Source organism: Sphingomonas sp. SORGH_AS_0438, assembly GCF_031453475.1.
In the GTDB taxonomy this organism is placed as follows: domain Bacteria; phylum Pseudomonadota; class Alphaproteobacteria; order Sphingomonadales; family Sphingomonadaceae; genus Sphingomonas.
The window spans coordinates 53,019-68,304 of sequence record NZ_JAVIZS010000001.1; the positions used below are offsets into that span (position 1 = coordinate 53,019).

Here is a 15,286-nt window from a genome sequence, read left to right on the forward strand (position 1 = left end):
CTGGGGTTGGTGATGGTGAAGGCGCGGTCATGGCCGAGCGCATCGGCGCGCGCGGCGACGAGGAGCTGGAGCATGGCCTGGCCGATCGTCTCGGCCTCCGACGCGTCGATGTCGATCGCGTCGCCGGCATCGGCGGCGGCGACGAGCCGGGGGTGCCATTCCTCCGCGATCGCGGTGGTGCCATGCGCCGGCAGGCAGAAAGCGGAGGGTTCGACCATAGCGACCGGGACCTCGTCTTGGGGGGGCAGATCGGCTTCCAGGTCGAAGGTGATCGGTTCGAAGGGGATGGGTTCGAATGCCAGGTCGGCCACGGTCGGCGCCGGGGCCGGCTCAGGCGGGGAGAGCGTTGAAGTCATTTTTCGCCTCGTCGAGCGCAGCCTCGAGCTGCTGGAAGGAGGGAGCCTTGGCGGACGGCGTCATGCGCCGGGCGATCTCGACCGCGACCTGGGTCGGCAGTCCCTGGGCATGGGCGACGATCGCGGCCTTGACGATGTTGAACGGCTTGCTGTCCATCTCGATCGTCTCGTTCAGCTTGGCGGCGAGCGGACCGATCAGGCAGTAGGCGAGCAGCACGCCCATGAAGGTGCCGACCAGCGCGCCGCCGATCATCGCACCCAGGATCTCGGTCGGCTGGTCGATCGAGCCCATGGTCTTGATGACGCCCAGCACCGCGGCGACGATGCCGATCGCGGGCAGGCCGTCGGCCATCTGCTGCAGCGCGTGCTGCGGCGCGGCCTCTTCGTGGTGGTGCTTCTCGATGTCGTTGTCCATCGCCTCGGACAACTGGTTCGGGTCCTCGAAGCTGACCGTCATCATGCGCAGATAGTCGCAGATGAAGTCGCTCAGGTGATGGTCGGCGATCAGGCGCGGGAACTTGGAGAAGATCGCGCTCTCCTTGGGATTGTCGAGATGCGGCTCGATCGCGGTCGGGCCGCCCTTCTTGAAGGTCGACAATAGGCCGAACATCAGGGTCAGCAGGTCCTTATAGTCGCTGTCCTTCCAGCGCGGGGCCTTGAAGGACCGCATCAGGCCTTTGCCGGCCAGCTTCACGGTGGCCATCGAATTTGACACGATGAATGCTCCGATCGCGGCGCCGCCGATCGCCATCATCTCGTGCGGCAGCGCCTCCATAATGATGTCCATCTTGCCGCCGGACATCATGAAGCTGCCGAACACGCAGCCGAGGATAATAAGCAGGCCGACAATGTTCAGCATGGCAGGGAACCCGACCTCCGGCGGACAAATGGATGTCTCCATTGTAGATTGCCGGTCGGCCCGCTGGTCGGGCGAGCATCCACCTTTTGCGTCGAGGCCCGAGAAAATGCCGATGTCGTCGGCAGAACGCACCGTCGCGGTCGCGGCGGTCCTATAGAGAGGGGGTATCAGTTGTTGGAGAGGCCATGTCCCTCAATGCTTACCAGCGCGCGCGTACCATCGCCGAGACGCCGCGCCACGCCGAATGCCGCCTGATCCGTGAAATCACCGGCGAGATGATCGCCGCGCGCGATGCGGGGGTGGCGGGCGTCGCGCTGATGCCGGTGCTGGCCCGCAATCGCGAGATGTGGAACGTGTTCCAGACGGACTGCTCGTCGCCGGGCAACGGCCTGCCGGCGCCGGTGCGTGCCGGGATCATCTCGCTGGCCCTGTGGGTCAGCCGCTACACCAGCGAGGTGGTGACGGGGAAGGACGATATCGGCGCGCTGATCGACGTCAATCGCATGATGATCGAGGGATTGGAGGGGACGGTCCACTGACCGACCGCCGGTCGAGGTGGCCGGCCCGCCCCGCCGGGTTCAGCGACTGGCGGACTGGAAGGCCAGGAACTGGTCCTGCACATCCTGGGTCATCAGATGCTGCATGACGATCCAATAGCCGGCCACCGCCTCCTCGCCCGCGCTGGTATAGGCGCGGGCCATGTTCGCGCGCAGGTCGGCGAACAGGCTGTGTTCCAGCGCTTCGCCATTGGTGGTCAGGAACAGATGGCGCTGCCGGCGGTCCTGCACGCCGGGTCGGCGCTCGACCAGATTCTGCGCCAGCAGCTGCTTCAGCACGCGTCCGATCGACTGTTTGGTGATCGCCAGGACCGCCAGCAGCTCGCCCACCGTCATGCCGGGCCGTCGCGACAGGCAATATAGGACGCGGTGATGCGCCCGGCCCAGGCCGAGCCGCTCCAACTCCTCGTCCGCCCGTTGCAGGTGCGACCGGTGCGCGAAGAACAACAGGTCCATGCCGCCGCGAACCGCATGGTCGCGCAAAAATTGCTTGGCCGGCGGGAGTATAACATCGGTCATGATCGCTGCATGGACAGGAATCGCATCGTCTGCAACGGTTTGCTTATCGTCGTCAGCATATTGTCGCACCGATGCACCCGGGCGGGAGCGGAGCGACCTATAGTCCCTCCGCCAGGAATGTGTCGGCGACCTTGGCCGCGAAGGCCACGCGCAGCGCGTCGGACAGGCTGCGCACCTCCAGCTTGTTCATCATATTGGCGCGATGCACCTCGATGGTGCGCGGGCTGACCCCCAGGCGGTGTGCGATCGCCTTGTTCGACCAGCCACAGACCAGGCCGCGGAACACATCCATCTCGCGCGACGATAGGCGGGTGACCAGTGCCTGGGCGGCATTCTGGTCGGCCGACTGGTCGCGCCGCTGCGCCAGCGTGGTGATCGCCAGATCGATCGCGCGCATCAGGTTGGCGCGATCGGTCGGCTTCTCCAGGAAATCGACCGCGCCCAGTTTCATCGCCTGCACCGCCAGCGCCACATCGCCCTGGCCGGTCAGCATCACCGTCGCGAAGCGGACGTCCCCGGCAATCTCGGACAGCACGTCGGTGCCGCTCTTGCCCGGCATCCGATAGTCGAGCAGCACGACGCCCGCCTCGACGCTGTCCAGCGCCGCCAGGAACGCGTCGCCGCTAACATGGCTGTGCACGTCGAGTTCCTCGCTGAGCGACAGCAGCAGCTCCAGCGACACGCGCAATGCTTCATCGTCTTCAACGACATGGATGATATGTCGCGTCATGCCGCCCCATTCTCCGTTCTGATATTCATTTCGCCATGACCATCGGCCGTCACCGGCGTCGGCAGGGTCAGGCGGATGCAGGCGCCGCCGCCCGCCTGGTTGAAGGCATCGATCTGACCGCCATGTGCCGCGATCATCCAGCGACAGATCGACAGCCCCAGGCCCATGCCGACGGCCTCTCCGCCCCGATCGTCATTGCACCGGTCGTGCAAGGGTTCGAACAGATGGGGCAGCAGCGCCGGGGTGAAGCCGGGTCCGTTGTCGGCGATCAGCAATTCGATCATGTCGCCCGCCGCGCGACGGCGCGCACTGATCAGGATCGCGCGATGGCTCTGGTCCACGCGGCGCAGCGCCTGGGCGGCATTGCGCAGGACATTGGTCAGCACCTGCAGGATCTGCACCCGGTCCCCCCAGATGGTCCGCGCGTCGTCGTCCAGGTCATAGGTCAGCGCGATGTCCAGCCCGGCATTGCCCGGCAGTGCGAGCAGCACGGCTTCCTCGACCAATGCGGCGATGTCGATCGGCTGCATGTCCGGCTCGGCCCCGACGGTGCGTTGGAAATGGCGCTGGACGATGCTGCCGGCACGCAGCGCCTGACCCGTCGCCATCGCCAGCACATCGGCGATGCGGTCGACCGGCCCGCCCTTGCGCAGCATCACTTCGGCCGATCCCAGGAAATTGGCCAGGGCGGTCAACGGCTGGTTGATCTCATGCGTCAGTTGCGCGGCGAAGGCGCCGAGCGCGCTCGCCTGCGAGGTGCGGACGAATTCCATCCGCAGCAGGTCCATCCGCTCGGCATCCGCCACCTGGTCCGAGATGTCGCGGATGAACAGCGCGTAGCTCGGCTCGCCGGAGCGATCGGGTAGCACCACGCGCAGCTCGATGTTGATCACCTGCCCGTCGGCGCGGGCCACGGCGAGCGGGCGGGGGCTTTCCGCGCTGGCGAGCCGGGGCAGCTCGGCCGGCTGGACCCCGATGACGGCGGCGACGTCGCACCCCGCGAGGGCGTCAGGCTCCTGTTCGAGCAACTGCCCGGCGGCGGCATTGGCGGACAGGATGACGCCTGCCGCATCGGTCACCAGGAACGCGTCCGGCACCGAATTGAGGATGTGATGCAGATCGTCGCGCTGGCGGCGGCGGCGATTGTCGCGGACATGCTGTTCGCTGATGTCGCGGTAGCGCCCGACCATGCGCGCCAGCGTGCCGTCTTGGGCATAGATCATATGCGCCGCCGCTTCGACACGCCGCCGACGCATCTGGTGCAGGCGCAGGTCGCACTCGAAGGTGAGGAGCGGGCGACGGTCCGCCGCCGCGTCGGCCACCGCCCGGCGGAGCGCGGCAGGATCGTCCATCACGCCGCAAAGCCGGTCCAGGGGGACGCGGCCGACCGGGACCGGTAGCGCTTGCCACTGATGATCGATCCAGCCGATCGTGCCGCTCCACCGGTCATAGTCGAACAGACCGGTCTGGCTGCGGATCACCGCGCGCTGGTGCGGATCGGTCAGGATCGGCGACGATGCGCCCCAGGGCGCGGTTCCGGACACGCATTCGTCGGTCCCAATCCAGATCGCCCGGACGCGGCCGCCCGCCCGCTCGCCGACCGGCTGCACGGTTTCGGTCGTCGCCAGCACATGGCCGTCGCGACACCGCTCGTTCAGCCGTCGCATCGCCCTGGCGGAGGGCCAGGGCGGCACGACGCCGTTTTCGCGACTGTGCAGCAGGGTGCGCTTATGCCGGCCGACCGCCGCATCGGCGGGCCAGCCGAAAAGACGCTCGCATCCCGTCGACCAATGGAGGATGCGGCCGTCCGCATCGACGATCGCGATGGCCTCGTCCCCAACCACTTCGGGCAGCATGGCTCGTTGAACGGCCGCCGGGCGATGTTCGCTGCGGATGCGAAGCGGCATGGAGAACCCGTTGTGTCAGGGGAGCCTATGGGCACGGAGCGTGACCGTCCGCGACCATAGCAGTGAGCGCGCCCGCCTGTCCACTCGAAGCAACCATATTTACTGATCTGTATTATGCAAACAATTGCAATCATTTTGAGGGTTTCCGGGCGTCACCGCTCCATTCTACCCGAAGCTGCGCACCAGCGACCCGCACACCATCGCCCATCCATCGACCAGCACAAAGAAGATAATCTTGCAGGGCAAGGAGATACTTGGTGGCGGCAGCATCATCATGCCCATCGCCATCAGGATCGCGGCGACCGCCAGATCGATGATGAGGAACGGCAGCAGCAGCATGAAGCCGATCTCGAAGGCGCGGCGCAACTCTGAGATCATGAAGGCCGGCATCAATGTCGTCAGGCCGGTCTGCTCACGTGGCACCGCCTGTGTCTTGCCCAATTCGCGGAACAGTTTGAGGTCGTCGTCGCGGACCTGGCGCAGCATGAAGACGCGAAACGGCTCGGCGGTGTGCTCGAACGCCTGCGCCTCGGTCATCTTGCCGGCCGTATAGGGCTGGATGCCGGTCTTCCACGCGGTCTCGAAGGTCGGTGCCATCACGAAGAAGGACAGGAACAGTGCCAGGCTGATCATGACCGGATTGGGGGGCACGCCCTGCGCGCCGAGGCCGGTGCGCAGCATCGACAGCGCCACCACGATGCGGGTGAAGGACGTCACCGTCATCAGGATGCCCGGCGCCAGGCTCAGCACCGTCATCAGCATGATGAGCTGGATGGCCTTGCCGGTCAGCGACCCGTCGCCCAGGCTGACGGTCGCGCCCTGCGCCAGCGCGGCGGCGGGGGTCAGCAACAGGGCCAGCGCTATGACATAGGCGGTCGGACGCACGATGCGGCGGTGCAGACGGGGGGGCAGGCGGTCAGCCACGATACCATTCCCCGTCCAGATTGGCGCACAGCGTCAGGTCCCGCGGCTGGGGCACGGATTCCTCGTCGCGGACGATGCGCGTTTCCAGCACTTCGGCGCGTTCCGGGGTCAGGACGAACAGATGCTCGCGATCGTCGCGGCGCAGCAGCACCACCGACCGTTTGGCGTCGATCGTGATCCGCTCGACCAGCTGGACGCGGCGGCCGGCGGCGGCGCTCAAGCGGCCGGGCAGCGCCAGGTCGAAGCGGCGCACGACCCACAATGCGCCGCCGAGCAGGCCCAGCACCACGGCCAGCCCGCCCATCGACCGCATCAAGGCGACCAGGTCCATCAGCCCTGTCCCTTGCGCACGACATGGTTGATCTCGATCGACATCTGGTCCTCGTTGACCAGCACCGTCCCCTTCGCGACCAGCTTGCCGTTGACATAGAGCAGGGTGGGGTCGTCATGGCCGCAGTCCAGCGCGATCATCGCGCCGCGCCCCATGCGCAGGATCTGCGAGATCGGGATCTGGGCCGAACCCAGCACGATGGATACGTCGATGGTAATATCGTCAATGGCGGACATGGGACGTCGCTCCTTTGCCTCCATTGTAGGAAGAATCTGCCGGGCCCCGACCGCGCCGGGCAATATTTGCCTAGAAAGGAGGGGAGGGCGCCAAAGACGGCGTCCGTCGGAGACGAACCATGGACCTCACCACGTCGATGCGCGTGTCCGCATCCGGCCTCAGGGCGCAATCGCTCCGGATGCGGATCATCGCCGAGAATCTCGCCAATGCGGACTCGGTGGCGGCCACGCCCGGTGGCGATCCCTATCGCCGACGCGTGGCCAGCTTCCGCGCGACGCTGGACAAGGATGGCGGCACCGGCGTGCAGGTCCGTGACATCGAACCCGACAAGTCTGCGTTCACCCGCGTGTACCAACCGGGCAGCCCGGCGGCGGACGCCAAGGGTTATGTGCTGACCCCCAATGTGAATTCGCTGATCGAGACCGCCGACATGAAGGCGGCACAGCGGTCCTACGAAGCCAATCTGAACGCCATCGAAGCGGCCAAGGGCCTGACGATGCGCACCATCGACCTCTTGAAATAAGGAATTTCCATCATGTCCATCGGAGCTTTGGATGCGGCCGGCGCCTATGGCCGCGCGCTTGGGGTCGGCCGGGACCCGACCGGTCGGGCCGGTCTCGTCCCCTCGACCCCCAAGACCGGCGAGACCGGATTCGGCGGGATGGTCGAATCGCTGGTCGGCAATGCCGCCTCGACGATGCACGCCGCCGAGGCCGCCAGCGCCAAGCAGATCGCCGGCAAGGGCGACCTGATCGACGTCGTCACCGCCATGGGCGCGGCGGAAACCGCGCTCGACACGGTGGTGGCGGTGCGCGACCGCGTGGTGTCGGCCTATTCCGACCTGATGCGGATGCAGATCTGACCGCCATGACGCCCGAGGACGTCATGGAGATCGCGCATGCCGCGATGATCGTGGTGCTGACCATCTGCGGGCCGCTGCTGCTCGCCTCGCTGGTGATCGGCATCGCGGTCGGCCTGCTCCAGGCCCTGACCCAGATTCAGGAGCAGACGCTCACCTTCGTCCCCAAGCTGATGGTGATGGGCGTGGTGCTGCTCCTGTCCATGCCGATGATCGGTCGGGCGATGGCGGATTTCACGCGGATCGTCGCCGATCACATCGTCCACCCCTGATCCCCACGAGGCGATTTCCCCCATGGATGCGCAGATGCTGCAGGCCCTGCCGGTGGAGGCGAGCGCCTTTTTCATTCTCTTCGCCCGGATCGGGGCGGTGCTGATGCTGTTACCGGTCTTTTCCGACGACGCGATACCGCAGCGGATCCGGCTGATGATCGCGTTCGGCATGACCGTCGCGCTGTGGGGCCTGTTGTCGCCCCCGGCGCTGGTCGCGGCGCGCGACGGCGATCGCCTGGTCGGCACCCTGTTGTCGGAAATGGTGGTCGGGCTGGCGCTGGGCAGCCTGGTCAGGATGATGTTCGCCGCGGTGCAGATGGCCGGATCGATCATCAGCCTCCAGATCGGCCTGACCTCGGTGCTGGTCGCCGACGCCTCGCAGGGCGGTCAGGCGATGCTGCTGTCCAAGTTCGTCGGCGTCGCCGCCTCGGTGATGTGCATGGCGATGCTGGTCCATCACCTGTGGATCGTCGCGATCGTCAAATCCTATGCCAGCTTCCCGATCGGCGGGATGCCGGCGGCGGGCGATTTCGCGCAGATCGCGCTCGCCACGGCGGGACGGTCGATGACGCTGGCGATCAGCCTGTCGGCGCCGATGCTGGTCTATGGCATCGTCTTCAACGTCGCGCTCGGCCTGTGCGCGCGATTGGCCCCGGCCCTCCAGATCTTCTTCGTCGCGCAGCCGCTCAACCTGCTGCTCGGCCTGGCGCTGTTCGCGACGATCGTCGGCGCGCTGCTCAGCGGCTTCGCCACCGCCATGGGCCAGTGGGTTCAGTCGGGCTGGGCGGGCTGAGCCATGGCGGACCAGGACAAGGACCAGAAGACACACGATCCGACGCACAAGCGGATCGAGGATGCGCGCAAGCGTGGCGACACGCCGAGCGCGCCGGAAATGCGCCACGCGGCGATCTTCGTCGCGATCCTGGTCGCCCTAGGCGGTGTCGGTATCCACACCTTCGCGTTGCTCGCGGGCACGCTGACCTCGATCTGGAGCCATGCCGAAGATGTGACCCTGACCGGCAGCGGCACCCAGTCGATGATGACCGGGCTGTTCGGCCGGCTGGCCGTGGTGCTGTCGCCGGTCTTCGCGGCCACCATCGCGCTGGCGCTGGTCGGCGGCATGGTCCAGGGCCTGCCAACCCTGTCCTGGTCGCGGGTCGCGCCCAAATGGAACAAGCTGTCGCCGATGGCGGGGGCCAAGCGCCTGTTCGGCAAGGACGCCTTTGTCGAATTCCTGAAGACCCTGGCCAAGCTGGCGGTGGTCATGACGATCGCGATCTGGACGATCTGGCCCCATGCGGTCGGCATCGCCGCGACGGTCGGTGCCGATCCCGCCCAGATCGTCCGCGCCACTGGCGCGATGGTCGTCGCGCTGGTCAAGGCGGTGGCGATGCCGGTCGCGGCGATCGCCGGCTTCGATTTCGTCTATCAGCGGCGCAAATGGTTCTCGAAGCTCAAGATGTCGCTTCAGGAGATCAAGGACGAGCATAAGGATTCGGAGGGCGATCCGAAGATCAAGGCCAAGATCAAGGCGATCGCGATGCAACGCTCGCGCCGCCGGATGATGGCCGCCGTGCCCGGCGCCAGCGTCGTCATCACCAACCCGACCCATTATGCCATCGCGCTGCGCTACGAGCATGGCCAGATGGGCGCACCGGTGGTGGTGGCCAAGGGCGTCGACGCCGTCGCGCTCAAGATCCGCGCGCTTGCCACCGAATCCGGTGTGCCGATCGTCGAGAACCGGCCGCTGGCCCGCGCGCTGCACGCCTCGGTCGAGATCGATCACTCGATCCCGATCGAACATTATGCGGCGGTGGCGGAGATCATCGGCTATGTCATGCGCCTCGCCAAGGGGCGGGCTTAGAATGCGGGCGCCCGCGCCTCAGCGACCGGCTTCGTGCTTCGCCAGCTCGACCTCGACCCGCAGCGCGATGTCGCGCGCCAGCGCGGCGAGATGGGGATCGTCGGGCACCTCGAACCCCTCCAGCCATTCGGAGAGCGCCTGGAGCGAGGCGGCATCGGCCTCGCCCGCCACCACGGCGCGGTGGAGCTTGTCGAGCAGGTGGACGCCGCGCGCGCTGTCCGACGCCATGCGGGCGCGGCGATCGCGCTGCGGGTCGGCGGAGGCCATCGCCATCAGCATCGCCACCGTGGTCGGGGCCTGCGCCAGGCCGGGGCTGACCGGCGGCGACGAGGGCGGCGGCGGCGGCGGCGGCGCGGCGGCGGGCGTGGGCAGGCCACGGTCGGACGCACCGGCCGCGGACTGGCGCTGCGGCCGGATCACTGGGCCAAGACGATCGATTTCCATGATTTCCGCCTTTCCCCCGGCACAAGACATGCTGGCATATCCTATAAGTAACCAACGGTCCACTGGCGTGGACCCTATCCCGGAACCTCGACCATGCGTCTGACCGCCTCATTGTTCGCCCTCCTTGCCCCTGGCCGCGCCCGTCGCGGCCCAGGCCGGGGCACGCGTCAAGGACATCGTCGATGTCGAGAATGTGCGCCCCAACCAACTGGTCGGCTATGGCCTGGTGGTCGGCCTGCCCGGCACCGGCGACCGCACCAACAACGCGCCCTTCACCGAGGAATCGCTTCAGGCGATGCTGGAGCGGATGGGCGTCAACGTCCGCGACGCCAAGATGAAGCCGCAGAACGTCGCCGCCGTCTCCGTCACCGCGACCATGCCCGCCTTCGCGCGCGCCGGCTCGACCATCGACGTGCAGGTCTCGGCGCTGGGCGATGCCACCAGCCTGCAGGGCGGCACGCTGCTGGTCTCGTCGCTGCGCGCGCTGGACGGGGAGATTTATGCGGTGGCGCAGGGACCGGTCGCCGTCTCCGGCTTCAAGGCGCAAGGGGCGGGGGCCAGCGTCAGTCGCGGCGTGTCGACCTCGGCCCGGATCGCCGGCGGCGCGATCATCGAGCGCGAGGTGCCCTATGCGCTGCGTTCGGCGACCAGCCTGAAACTGGCACTGAAGAATCCCGACCTGGCGACCGCGCGGCATATCGCGGCGGCGGTCAACGGCCTGTACGCGGGCACCGCCAGCGTGCTTGATCCGGGCACCGTGCAACTCACGCCCGGCGCCGGCTATCGCGGCAACATCGTCGACCTGCTCGGCGATGTCGAGAATCTGCCCGTGTCGGTCGACCAGGCGGCGCGCATCGTCATCAACGAGGCGTCGGGCACCGTGGTCATGAGCGCCGATGTGCGGATCAGCCCGGTCGCGATCGCGCAGGGCGGCCTGACGATCAGCGTCAGCGAGACCCCGGTCGCCTCGCAGCCCGCGCCCCTGTCGCAGGGGCAGACGGCGGTGCTGCCGCGCACCCGCGTCGCGGTGGACGATGGCGGCAACGCCTCGCTCGCGATGGTGGAGGGCGCGTCGCTGCGCTCGCTGGTCGCCGGTCTCAACACGCTCGGCGTCTCGCCGCGCGACCTCATCACCATCCTCCAGGCGATCAAGACCGCCGGAGCGCTGCAAGCGGAGATCGCGGTCCAATGATCGATCGAATGAGCCCCCTATCGCCGTCCGGCCAGGCCGCGGCCGTGGAAAGAGCCGATCCCGCCGCCGCCAAGGCCGCCCATCAGTTCGAGGCCGTGTTCATCGGCCAGATGACCAAGATCATGATGGAGACGGTGCAGAGCGACGGCCCCTTTTCCGGCGGGCATGGCGAGGAGATGTTCCGCGGCATGCTCGGCGAACAACTCGGCACGGTCATCAGCGCGCGCGGCGGCATCGGCCTTGCCCCGGCGGTGATGGACCAGATCATCAAGCTGCAGGGAGGCGGCAACGCATGACGGCGACACTGATCGACGCGCTGGCCTCGCTGGCCCAGATCGTCGACGAGGAAAATGACCGGCTGACCCGGCCGATCCATCATCCCGAACTGCCCGCCCTGGTCGAGGCCAAGACGCGGCTGGCGGCGACGGTCGAGGTCGAGATCGCGCGGCTGGCGCGCGAGCGGCCGGACTGGATCAACAGCGTCGAGGGCGAAGGCCGCGCCGCGCTGACCCAGGCGGTGGAGGTGCTGACCCGCCGGCTGGCGGTCAACAGCAAGCTGATCGAGCGGCGGATCGAACTCTGCGACGAAATCATGGAGGCGGTGGCCGACGAGGCCCGCCGGCTGAGCGGCGCGCGCAGCGCCGTCTATGGCGTCCATGGCACCCTGTCGCGCAGCGACCAGGCCGCGCCGATCGCGGTCAACAGCCGGATCTGATCGCCCCTTTCCGCCCCTCGTCCGACCCGCCGCCCGGATTGCCCATGCCGCATCACGACATCATCCGCGAACGCCCGTTCTCCCAGGAGATCGACGCCCGGCCGCGATCGGTACCGGCGGCGATCATGCGGATGGAGGGGCGGACAGGCGGCGCGGTTCACGGTCGGGCGTCGCGTTGCTCCCGCCATGCACCGGCACCCCGCGGCACGACCGGCACGCCGGTCCGCACATTACGGAATCGAATCGCCGCCTGACCTGTAAGTTTCCGATCGGAAACGATGGCCGTCACTGACCACCGCCACATCGGATCGTCTACATAGTTTGACGGCTCTCTCTGAGGGATATGATATGCAGTGGTTTACCGAGAATTCTCCGATCCGGAAGAAAATGGCCGTCGTCACGGCGGCGATGGTCGGCTTTTCGGTCCTGGCCATGCTGACGGGCGCGCTGGTCGCGGAGGTCGCCCCCCTATGGGTGGCCCTGCTGGCCGGCCTGGTGCCGGTCGGCGGCGCCTTCGTCGCGGCGCGGCTGATGAGCACGGGCGTCGTCGTCCCCTATGTCGCGACGGTGGAGCGCATGGAGGCGCTGGCGCGCGGCGACACGGACAGCCCGATCAACTATACCCATTTCACCGACTGTATCGGTCGGCTGACCAAGGCGATGTTCACCTTTCGCGAGACCGCGATCTCGCAGCGCAAGGTGGTGGTCGAGCAGCAGGCGATCGTCGATGAGATGAACACCAGCCTGCTCCGCCTGTCGGAAGGCGACATGACGCGCACGATCACCACCGATTTCCCCAGCGAATATGCCTCGCTCAAGACCAACTTCAACCAGGCGGTGCTCAACCTGCGCAACCTGATCGGATCGGTGTCCGAAAGCGCGGCGACCATCCGCACCGGCTCGGACGAGATCGCCCAGGCCTCGGAGGATCTGGCGCGCCGGACCGAGGCCAATGCCGCCTCGCTCGAACATACCGCGTCCTCGGTCACCCAGATGGACAGCCGGCTGAAGGCCTCGGCCTCGGCGGCGGCGCGTACCGTCGAGCGGGCCGATCAGGCGATCTCCACCGTCGGCGGCGGTCGCGCGGTGGCGGACGAGGCGGTGCAGGCGATGGGCCGCGTCGCCGACAGCGCCAAGGGCATCGACTCGGTGATCGAGGGGCTCGACAAGATCGCGTTCCAGACCCGCGTGCTGGCGATGAACGCAGCGGTCGAGGCGGGGCGCGCGGGCGATGCCGGGCGTGGCTTCGCGGTGGTCGCCGATCTGGTGTCGGCGCTCGCCATGCGGTCCGAGGAGGAGGCGAAGCGCGCGCGCGAGCAGCTGACCGCGACCCAGACCGATATCGTCACTGCCGTCCAGGCCGTGCAGAAGGTGGACGGCGCGCTGTCCGCGATCTCGGGCGACGTGGCGCAGGTGCACGAGCTGCTCGCCACCATGGCCACCGACAATATGGCGCAGTCGACGGCGATCACCCAGATCTCCAGCGCGGTCGGCAGCATGGACCGCGCGACCCAGCAGAATGCGGCGATGGTCGAGGAAACCTCGGCGGCGGCACGCAACCTGGCCAATGAAGTCGGGACGCTCGCGGAAAAGGCGTCGCACTTCAAGACCGACGCCCGACGTGGCGACGACCAGCGACCGGCGGTGCGCAAGATCGACATTGCGAGCTTCAACCAGCCGATCAGGCCGCTGCCCGCCGCCGCCGTCATGGCGCTGACGCCGAGCGGCGCCGACGACGACTGGAAGGAGTTCTGATCGCCCCGCCGTCCGTCACGCTGACGCCGGGAGGGCGGCGCGAGCGGACGGCGGGTCGATCCGATCGACGGAAGGATGACGGGACGGGCGTCGACGGACAGGCAAAGGCCGTCCCGATCGCCCCGCACCGTCACCGATAGGCGGGCACCCACATGCTGGCGGCCAGCGCCTCGGTCTCGTCCGCCTCGGCCGGGGGCGCGACCCCCTCGGCCCGGGCCTGGTCGGCCACTGCCAGCGCGACCTGCAGGGCCACGTCGCGGAGCGCCAGGATCGGCGGCAACAGGCCATCGTCCGGCCCGGCCAGTTCGCCCAGCTTGCGCGCGGCGGCCATGAACATGCCCTCCGTCACCCGCGTCGCCTTCGCGGACAGCGCACCCAGACCGACGCCGGGAAAGATATAGACGTTGTTCACCTGCGCCAGCGCCTGGGGCGTGCCCGACAGGTGCGGATAGGGGCTGCCGGTGCCGACGATCGCGCGACCCTCGGTCCAGGCGATCAGGTCGGCGGGGTTGGCCTCCGATCGCGAGGTCGGGTTGGACAGCGGGAAGATCACGGGATGCTCGACCGCCGCCGCCATGCGCCGCACGATCGGTTCGGCAAAGGCGCCGGGTTGGCCGGACACGCCGATCAGCACGCCGGGGCCGACCCGGTCGACCACCTCCGCCAGCGTGATCGCGCCCGGCGCCGACCAGCCGGCCAGCTCCTTCGGGTCGCGCGCCAGCGCCGCCTGGCCATCGCTCAGGCCCGCCATGCCGCGCACCACCAAGCCGAAGCGGTCGATCGCCCAGATTCGGCCGCGCGCCTCGATCTCGGTCAGGCCATCGGCGACCAGCAGCCGCACCAGCATGTCGGCGATGCCGCAGCCCGCCGCGCCCGCGCCGTACAGCACGAAGCGCTGCTCAGTCAGCGCATGACCGGTGCGGCGCACCGCCGACAACAGGGTGCCGACCGCGGTGGCGGCGGTGCCCTGGATATCGTCGTTGAAGCTCAGCAGCCGGTCGCGATAGCGATCGAGCAGGCGATAGGCATTGGTGCCGGCGAAATCCTCCCATTGCAGCAGGACATCGGGCCAGCGCGCCTGCACCGCCGCCACGAACTGCTCGACAAAGGCGTCATAGTCGGCGCCGCGCACGCGCGCGTGTCGCCAGCCGACATAGAGCGGGTCGTCGCGCCGGGCTTCGTTGTCGGTGCCGACATCGAGCAGGATCGGCAGCACCTCGGACGGGTGGATGCCGGCGCAGGCGGTGTAGAGCGCCAGCTTGCCGATCGGGATGCCCATGCCGCCCGCGCCCTGGTCGCCCAGGCCCAGGATGCGTTCGCCATCCGACACCACGATCACCTTGACCCGGTCCAGCGCCGGATCGGCGAGGATCTGGTCCATGTGATCGCGATTGGGCCAGGACAGGAACAGGCCACGGGGCTTGCGCCAGATCTCGCTGAACCGCTCACACCCCTCGCCGACCGTCGGCGTATAGACCAGCGGCAGGAAGCGCGGCAGGTCGCTCGCCACCAGCGCGTGGAACAGCACCTCGTTGCTGTCCTGCAATTCGCGCAGGAACGCGTAGCGAGCGAAATCGTCGGGCAACCGTTCCAGCGCCCGCCGCCGCCGCTCGATCTGGCTGTCGAGCGTGCCGACATGCGGCGGCAACAGGCCGTGCAGGCCGAAGGCGTCGCGCTCCGCCTCGGTGAAGGCGGTGCCCTTGTTGGTCAGCGGATCGGCAAGGAGCGCGCGGGCGGCGATATGCGAACTGGCGATGGGATGGTC

General features: G+C 68.0%; 19 protein-coding genes and 1 pseudogene. 10 read left to right on the forward strand and 10 right to left on the reverse strand.

All coding sequences use genetic code 11. The annotated features are described in order from the left end of the window. Nucleotides 1–44: 44 nt before the first annotated feature. Both QE452_RS00270 and motA read right to left on the reverse strand, forming a co-directional pair. A pseudogene (locus QE452_RS00270) lies at nucleotides 45–356 on the reverse strand (hypothetical protein); the annotation flags it as partial. Beyond that, entirely contained in the window at nucleotides 331–1,215 is an 885-nt protein-coding gene (gene motA / locus QE452_RS00275; RefSeq protein WP_125995859.1) for a flagellar motor stator protein MotA, read from the reverse strand. The gene motA and the pseudogene QE452_RS00270, both read right to left, overlap by 26 nt. Before the next feature lie 185 nt (nucleotides 1,216–1,400). Here motA and QE452_RS00280 point away from each other — a divergent pair, with 185 nt between their 5' ends. Next, nucleotides 1,401–1,754 carry a flagellar biosynthesis regulator FlaF gene (locus tag QE452_RS00280; protein ID WP_125995858.1) on the forward strand — a complete coding sequence of 118 codons (354 nt, stop codon included), beginning with the start codon at nucleotides 1,401–1,403 and terminating at the stop codon, nucleotides 1,752–1,754. 39 nt (nucleotides 1,755–1,793) lie between these two features. Here QE452_RS00280 and QE452_RS00285 read toward each other — a convergent pair whose 3' ends face one another. The 6 genes from QE452_RS00285 to QE452_RS00310 all read right to left on the reverse strand — a co-directional run bounded on the left by QE452_RS00285 (nucleotide 1,794) and on the right by QE452_RS00310 (nucleotide 6,419). Beyond that, nucleotides 1,794–2,291: a MarR family transcriptional regulator gene (locus QE452_RS00285; protein ID WP_309658187.1), complete on the reverse strand. Its 498-nt coding sequence runs from the start codon at nucleotides 2,289–2,291 to the stop codon at nucleotides 1,794–1,796. A gap of 97 nt (nucleotides 2,292–2,388) precedes the next feature. Beyond that, the gene (locus QE452_RS00290) at nucleotides 2,389–3,021 is read right to left on the reverse strand and encodes a response regulator (protein ID WP_309658188.1); all 633 of its coding nucleotides are present in this window, start codon (nucleotides 3,019–3,021) and stop codon (nucleotides 2,389–2,391) included. Next, on the reverse strand, nucleotides 3,018–4,928 hold the full coding sequence (locus tag QE452_RS00295; protein WP_309658189.1) for an ATP-binding protein: 1,911 nt from the start codon (nucleotides 4,926–4,928) through the stop codon (nucleotides 3,018–3,020). Before QE452_RS00295 ends, QE452_RS00290 begins: the two co-directional genes overlap by 4 nt. 165 nt (nucleotides 4,929–5,093) lie before the next feature. Further along, nucleotides 5,094–5,816: a flagellar type III secretion system pore protein FliP gene (fliP, locus tag QE452_RS00300; RefSeq protein ID WP_405052783.1), complete on the reverse strand. Its 723-nt coding sequence runs from the start codon at nucleotides 5,814–5,816 to the stop codon at nucleotides 5,094–5,096. A gap of 28 nt (nucleotides 5,817–5,844) precedes the next feature. Next, complete coding sequence (locus QE452_RS00305) at nucleotides 5,845–6,183, reverse strand: flagellar biosynthetic protein FliO (protein ID WP_125995854.1); 339 nt, start codon at nucleotides 6,181–6,183, stop codon at nucleotides 5,845–5,847. Continuing rightward, complete coding sequence (locus tag QE452_RS00310) at nucleotides 6,183–6,419, reverse strand: FliM/FliN family flagellar motor switch protein (protein ID WP_309729442.1); 237 nt, start codon at nucleotides 6,417–6,419, stop codon at nucleotides 6,183–6,185. The genes QE452_RS00305 and QE452_RS00310 overlap by 1 nt, the downstream gene beginning before the upstream one ends. Before the next feature lie 119 nt (nucleotides 6,420–6,538). Here QE452_RS00310 and flgC point away from each other — a divergent pair, with 119 nt between their 5' ends. Genes flgC through flhB form a run of 5 tightly spaced genes read left to right on the forward strand, consistent with a single transcriptional unit; the run spans nucleotide 6,539 to nucleotide 9,415 of the window. Then, nucleotides 6,539–6,943 carry a flagellar basal body rod protein FlgC gene (gene flgC / locus QE452_RS00315; RefSeq protein WP_309658190.1) on the forward strand — a complete coding sequence of 135 codons (405 nt, stop codon included), beginning with the start codon at nucleotides 6,539–6,541 and terminating at the stop codon, nucleotides 6,941–6,943. 12 nt (nucleotides 6,944–6,955) lie between these two features. Further along, the gene (locus QE452_RS00320; protein ID WP_125995851.1) at nucleotides 6,956–7,282 is read left to right on the forward strand and encodes a flagellar hook-basal body complex protein FliE; all 327 of its coding nucleotides are present in this window, start codon (nucleotides 6,956–6,958) and stop codon (nucleotides 7,280–7,282) included. Between the two features lie 5 nt (nucleotides 7,283–7,287). Further along, on the forward strand, nucleotides 7,288–7,551 hold the full coding sequence (locus QE452_RS00325) for a flagellar biosynthetic protein FliQ (protein ID WP_309658191.1): 264 nt from the start codon (nucleotides 7,288–7,290) through the stop codon (nucleotides 7,549–7,551). 34 nt (nucleotides 7,552–7,585) lie between these two features. Further along, on the forward strand, nucleotides 7,586–8,344 hold the full coding sequence (gene fliR, locus QE452_RS00330) for a flagellar biosynthetic protein FliR (RefSeq protein ID WP_309658192.1): 759 nt from the start codon (nucleotides 7,586–7,588) through the stop codon (nucleotides 8,342–8,344). A gap of 3 nt (nucleotides 8,345–8,347) precedes the next feature. Beyond that, the gene (gene flhB / locus QE452_RS00335) at nucleotides 8,348–9,415 is read left to right on the forward strand and encodes a flagellar biosynthesis protein FlhB (protein ID WP_309658193.1); all 1,068 of its coding nucleotides are present in this window, start codon (nucleotides 8,348–8,350) and stop codon (nucleotides 9,413–9,415) included. A gap of 18 nt (nucleotides 9,416–9,433) precedes the next feature. On the opposite strand, the gene QE452_RS00340 is transcribed toward flhB, so the two are convergent. Further along, nucleotides 9,434–9,859 (reverse strand): flagellar assembly protein FliX, encoded by a 426-nt coding sequence (locus QE452_RS00340; RefSeq protein WP_309658194.1) that lies wholly within the window; start codon nucleotides 9,857–9,859, stop codon nucleotides 9,434–9,436. A gap of 124 nt (nucleotides 9,860–9,983) precedes the next feature. On the opposite strand from QE452_RS00340, the gene QE452_RS00345 reads away from it, so the two are divergent. From QE452_RS00345 to QE452_RS00360, 4 genes are all read left to right on the forward strand, one after another. After that, nucleotides 9,984–11,051 carry a flagellar basal body P-ring protein FlgI gene (locus tag QE452_RS00345; protein WP_309729445.1) on the forward strand — a complete coding sequence of 356 codons (1,068 nt, stop codon included), beginning with the start codon at nucleotides 9,984–9,986 and terminating at the stop codon, nucleotides 11,049–11,051. 8 nt (nucleotides 11,052–11,059) lie between these two features. Continuing rightward, nucleotides 11,060–11,347, forward strand: a complete 288-nt coding sequence (locus QE452_RS00350) for a rod-binding protein (protein ID WP_309658196.1) — start codon at nucleotides 11,060–11,062, stop codon at nucleotides 11,345–11,347. Continuing rightward, nucleotides 11,344–11,766 (forward strand): hypothetical protein, encoded by a 423-nt coding sequence (locus QE452_RS00355; protein ID WP_309658197.1) that lies wholly within the window; start codon nucleotides 11,344–11,346, stop codon nucleotides 11,764–11,766. Before QE452_RS00350 ends, QE452_RS00355 begins: the two co-directional genes overlap by 4 nt. 387 nt (nucleotides 11,767–12,153) lie before the next feature. Next, entirely contained in the window at nucleotides 12,154–13,521 is a 1,368-nt protein-coding gene (locus tag QE452_RS00360) for a methyl-accepting chemotaxis protein (protein ID WP_309658198.1), read from the forward strand. Nucleotides 13,522–13,651: 130 nt separating this feature from the next. Here the strand turns inward: QE452_RS00360 and QE452_RS00365 are convergent, their stop codons facing one another. Then, the gene (locus QE452_RS00365) at nucleotides 13,652–15,277 is read right to left on the reverse strand and encodes an NAD-dependent malic enzyme (RefSeq protein WP_309658607.1); all 1,626 of its coding nucleotides are present in this window, start codon (nucleotides 15,275–15,277) and stop codon (nucleotides 13,652–13,654) included. Between the last annotated feature and the right edge of the window lie 9 nt (nucleotides 15,278–15,286).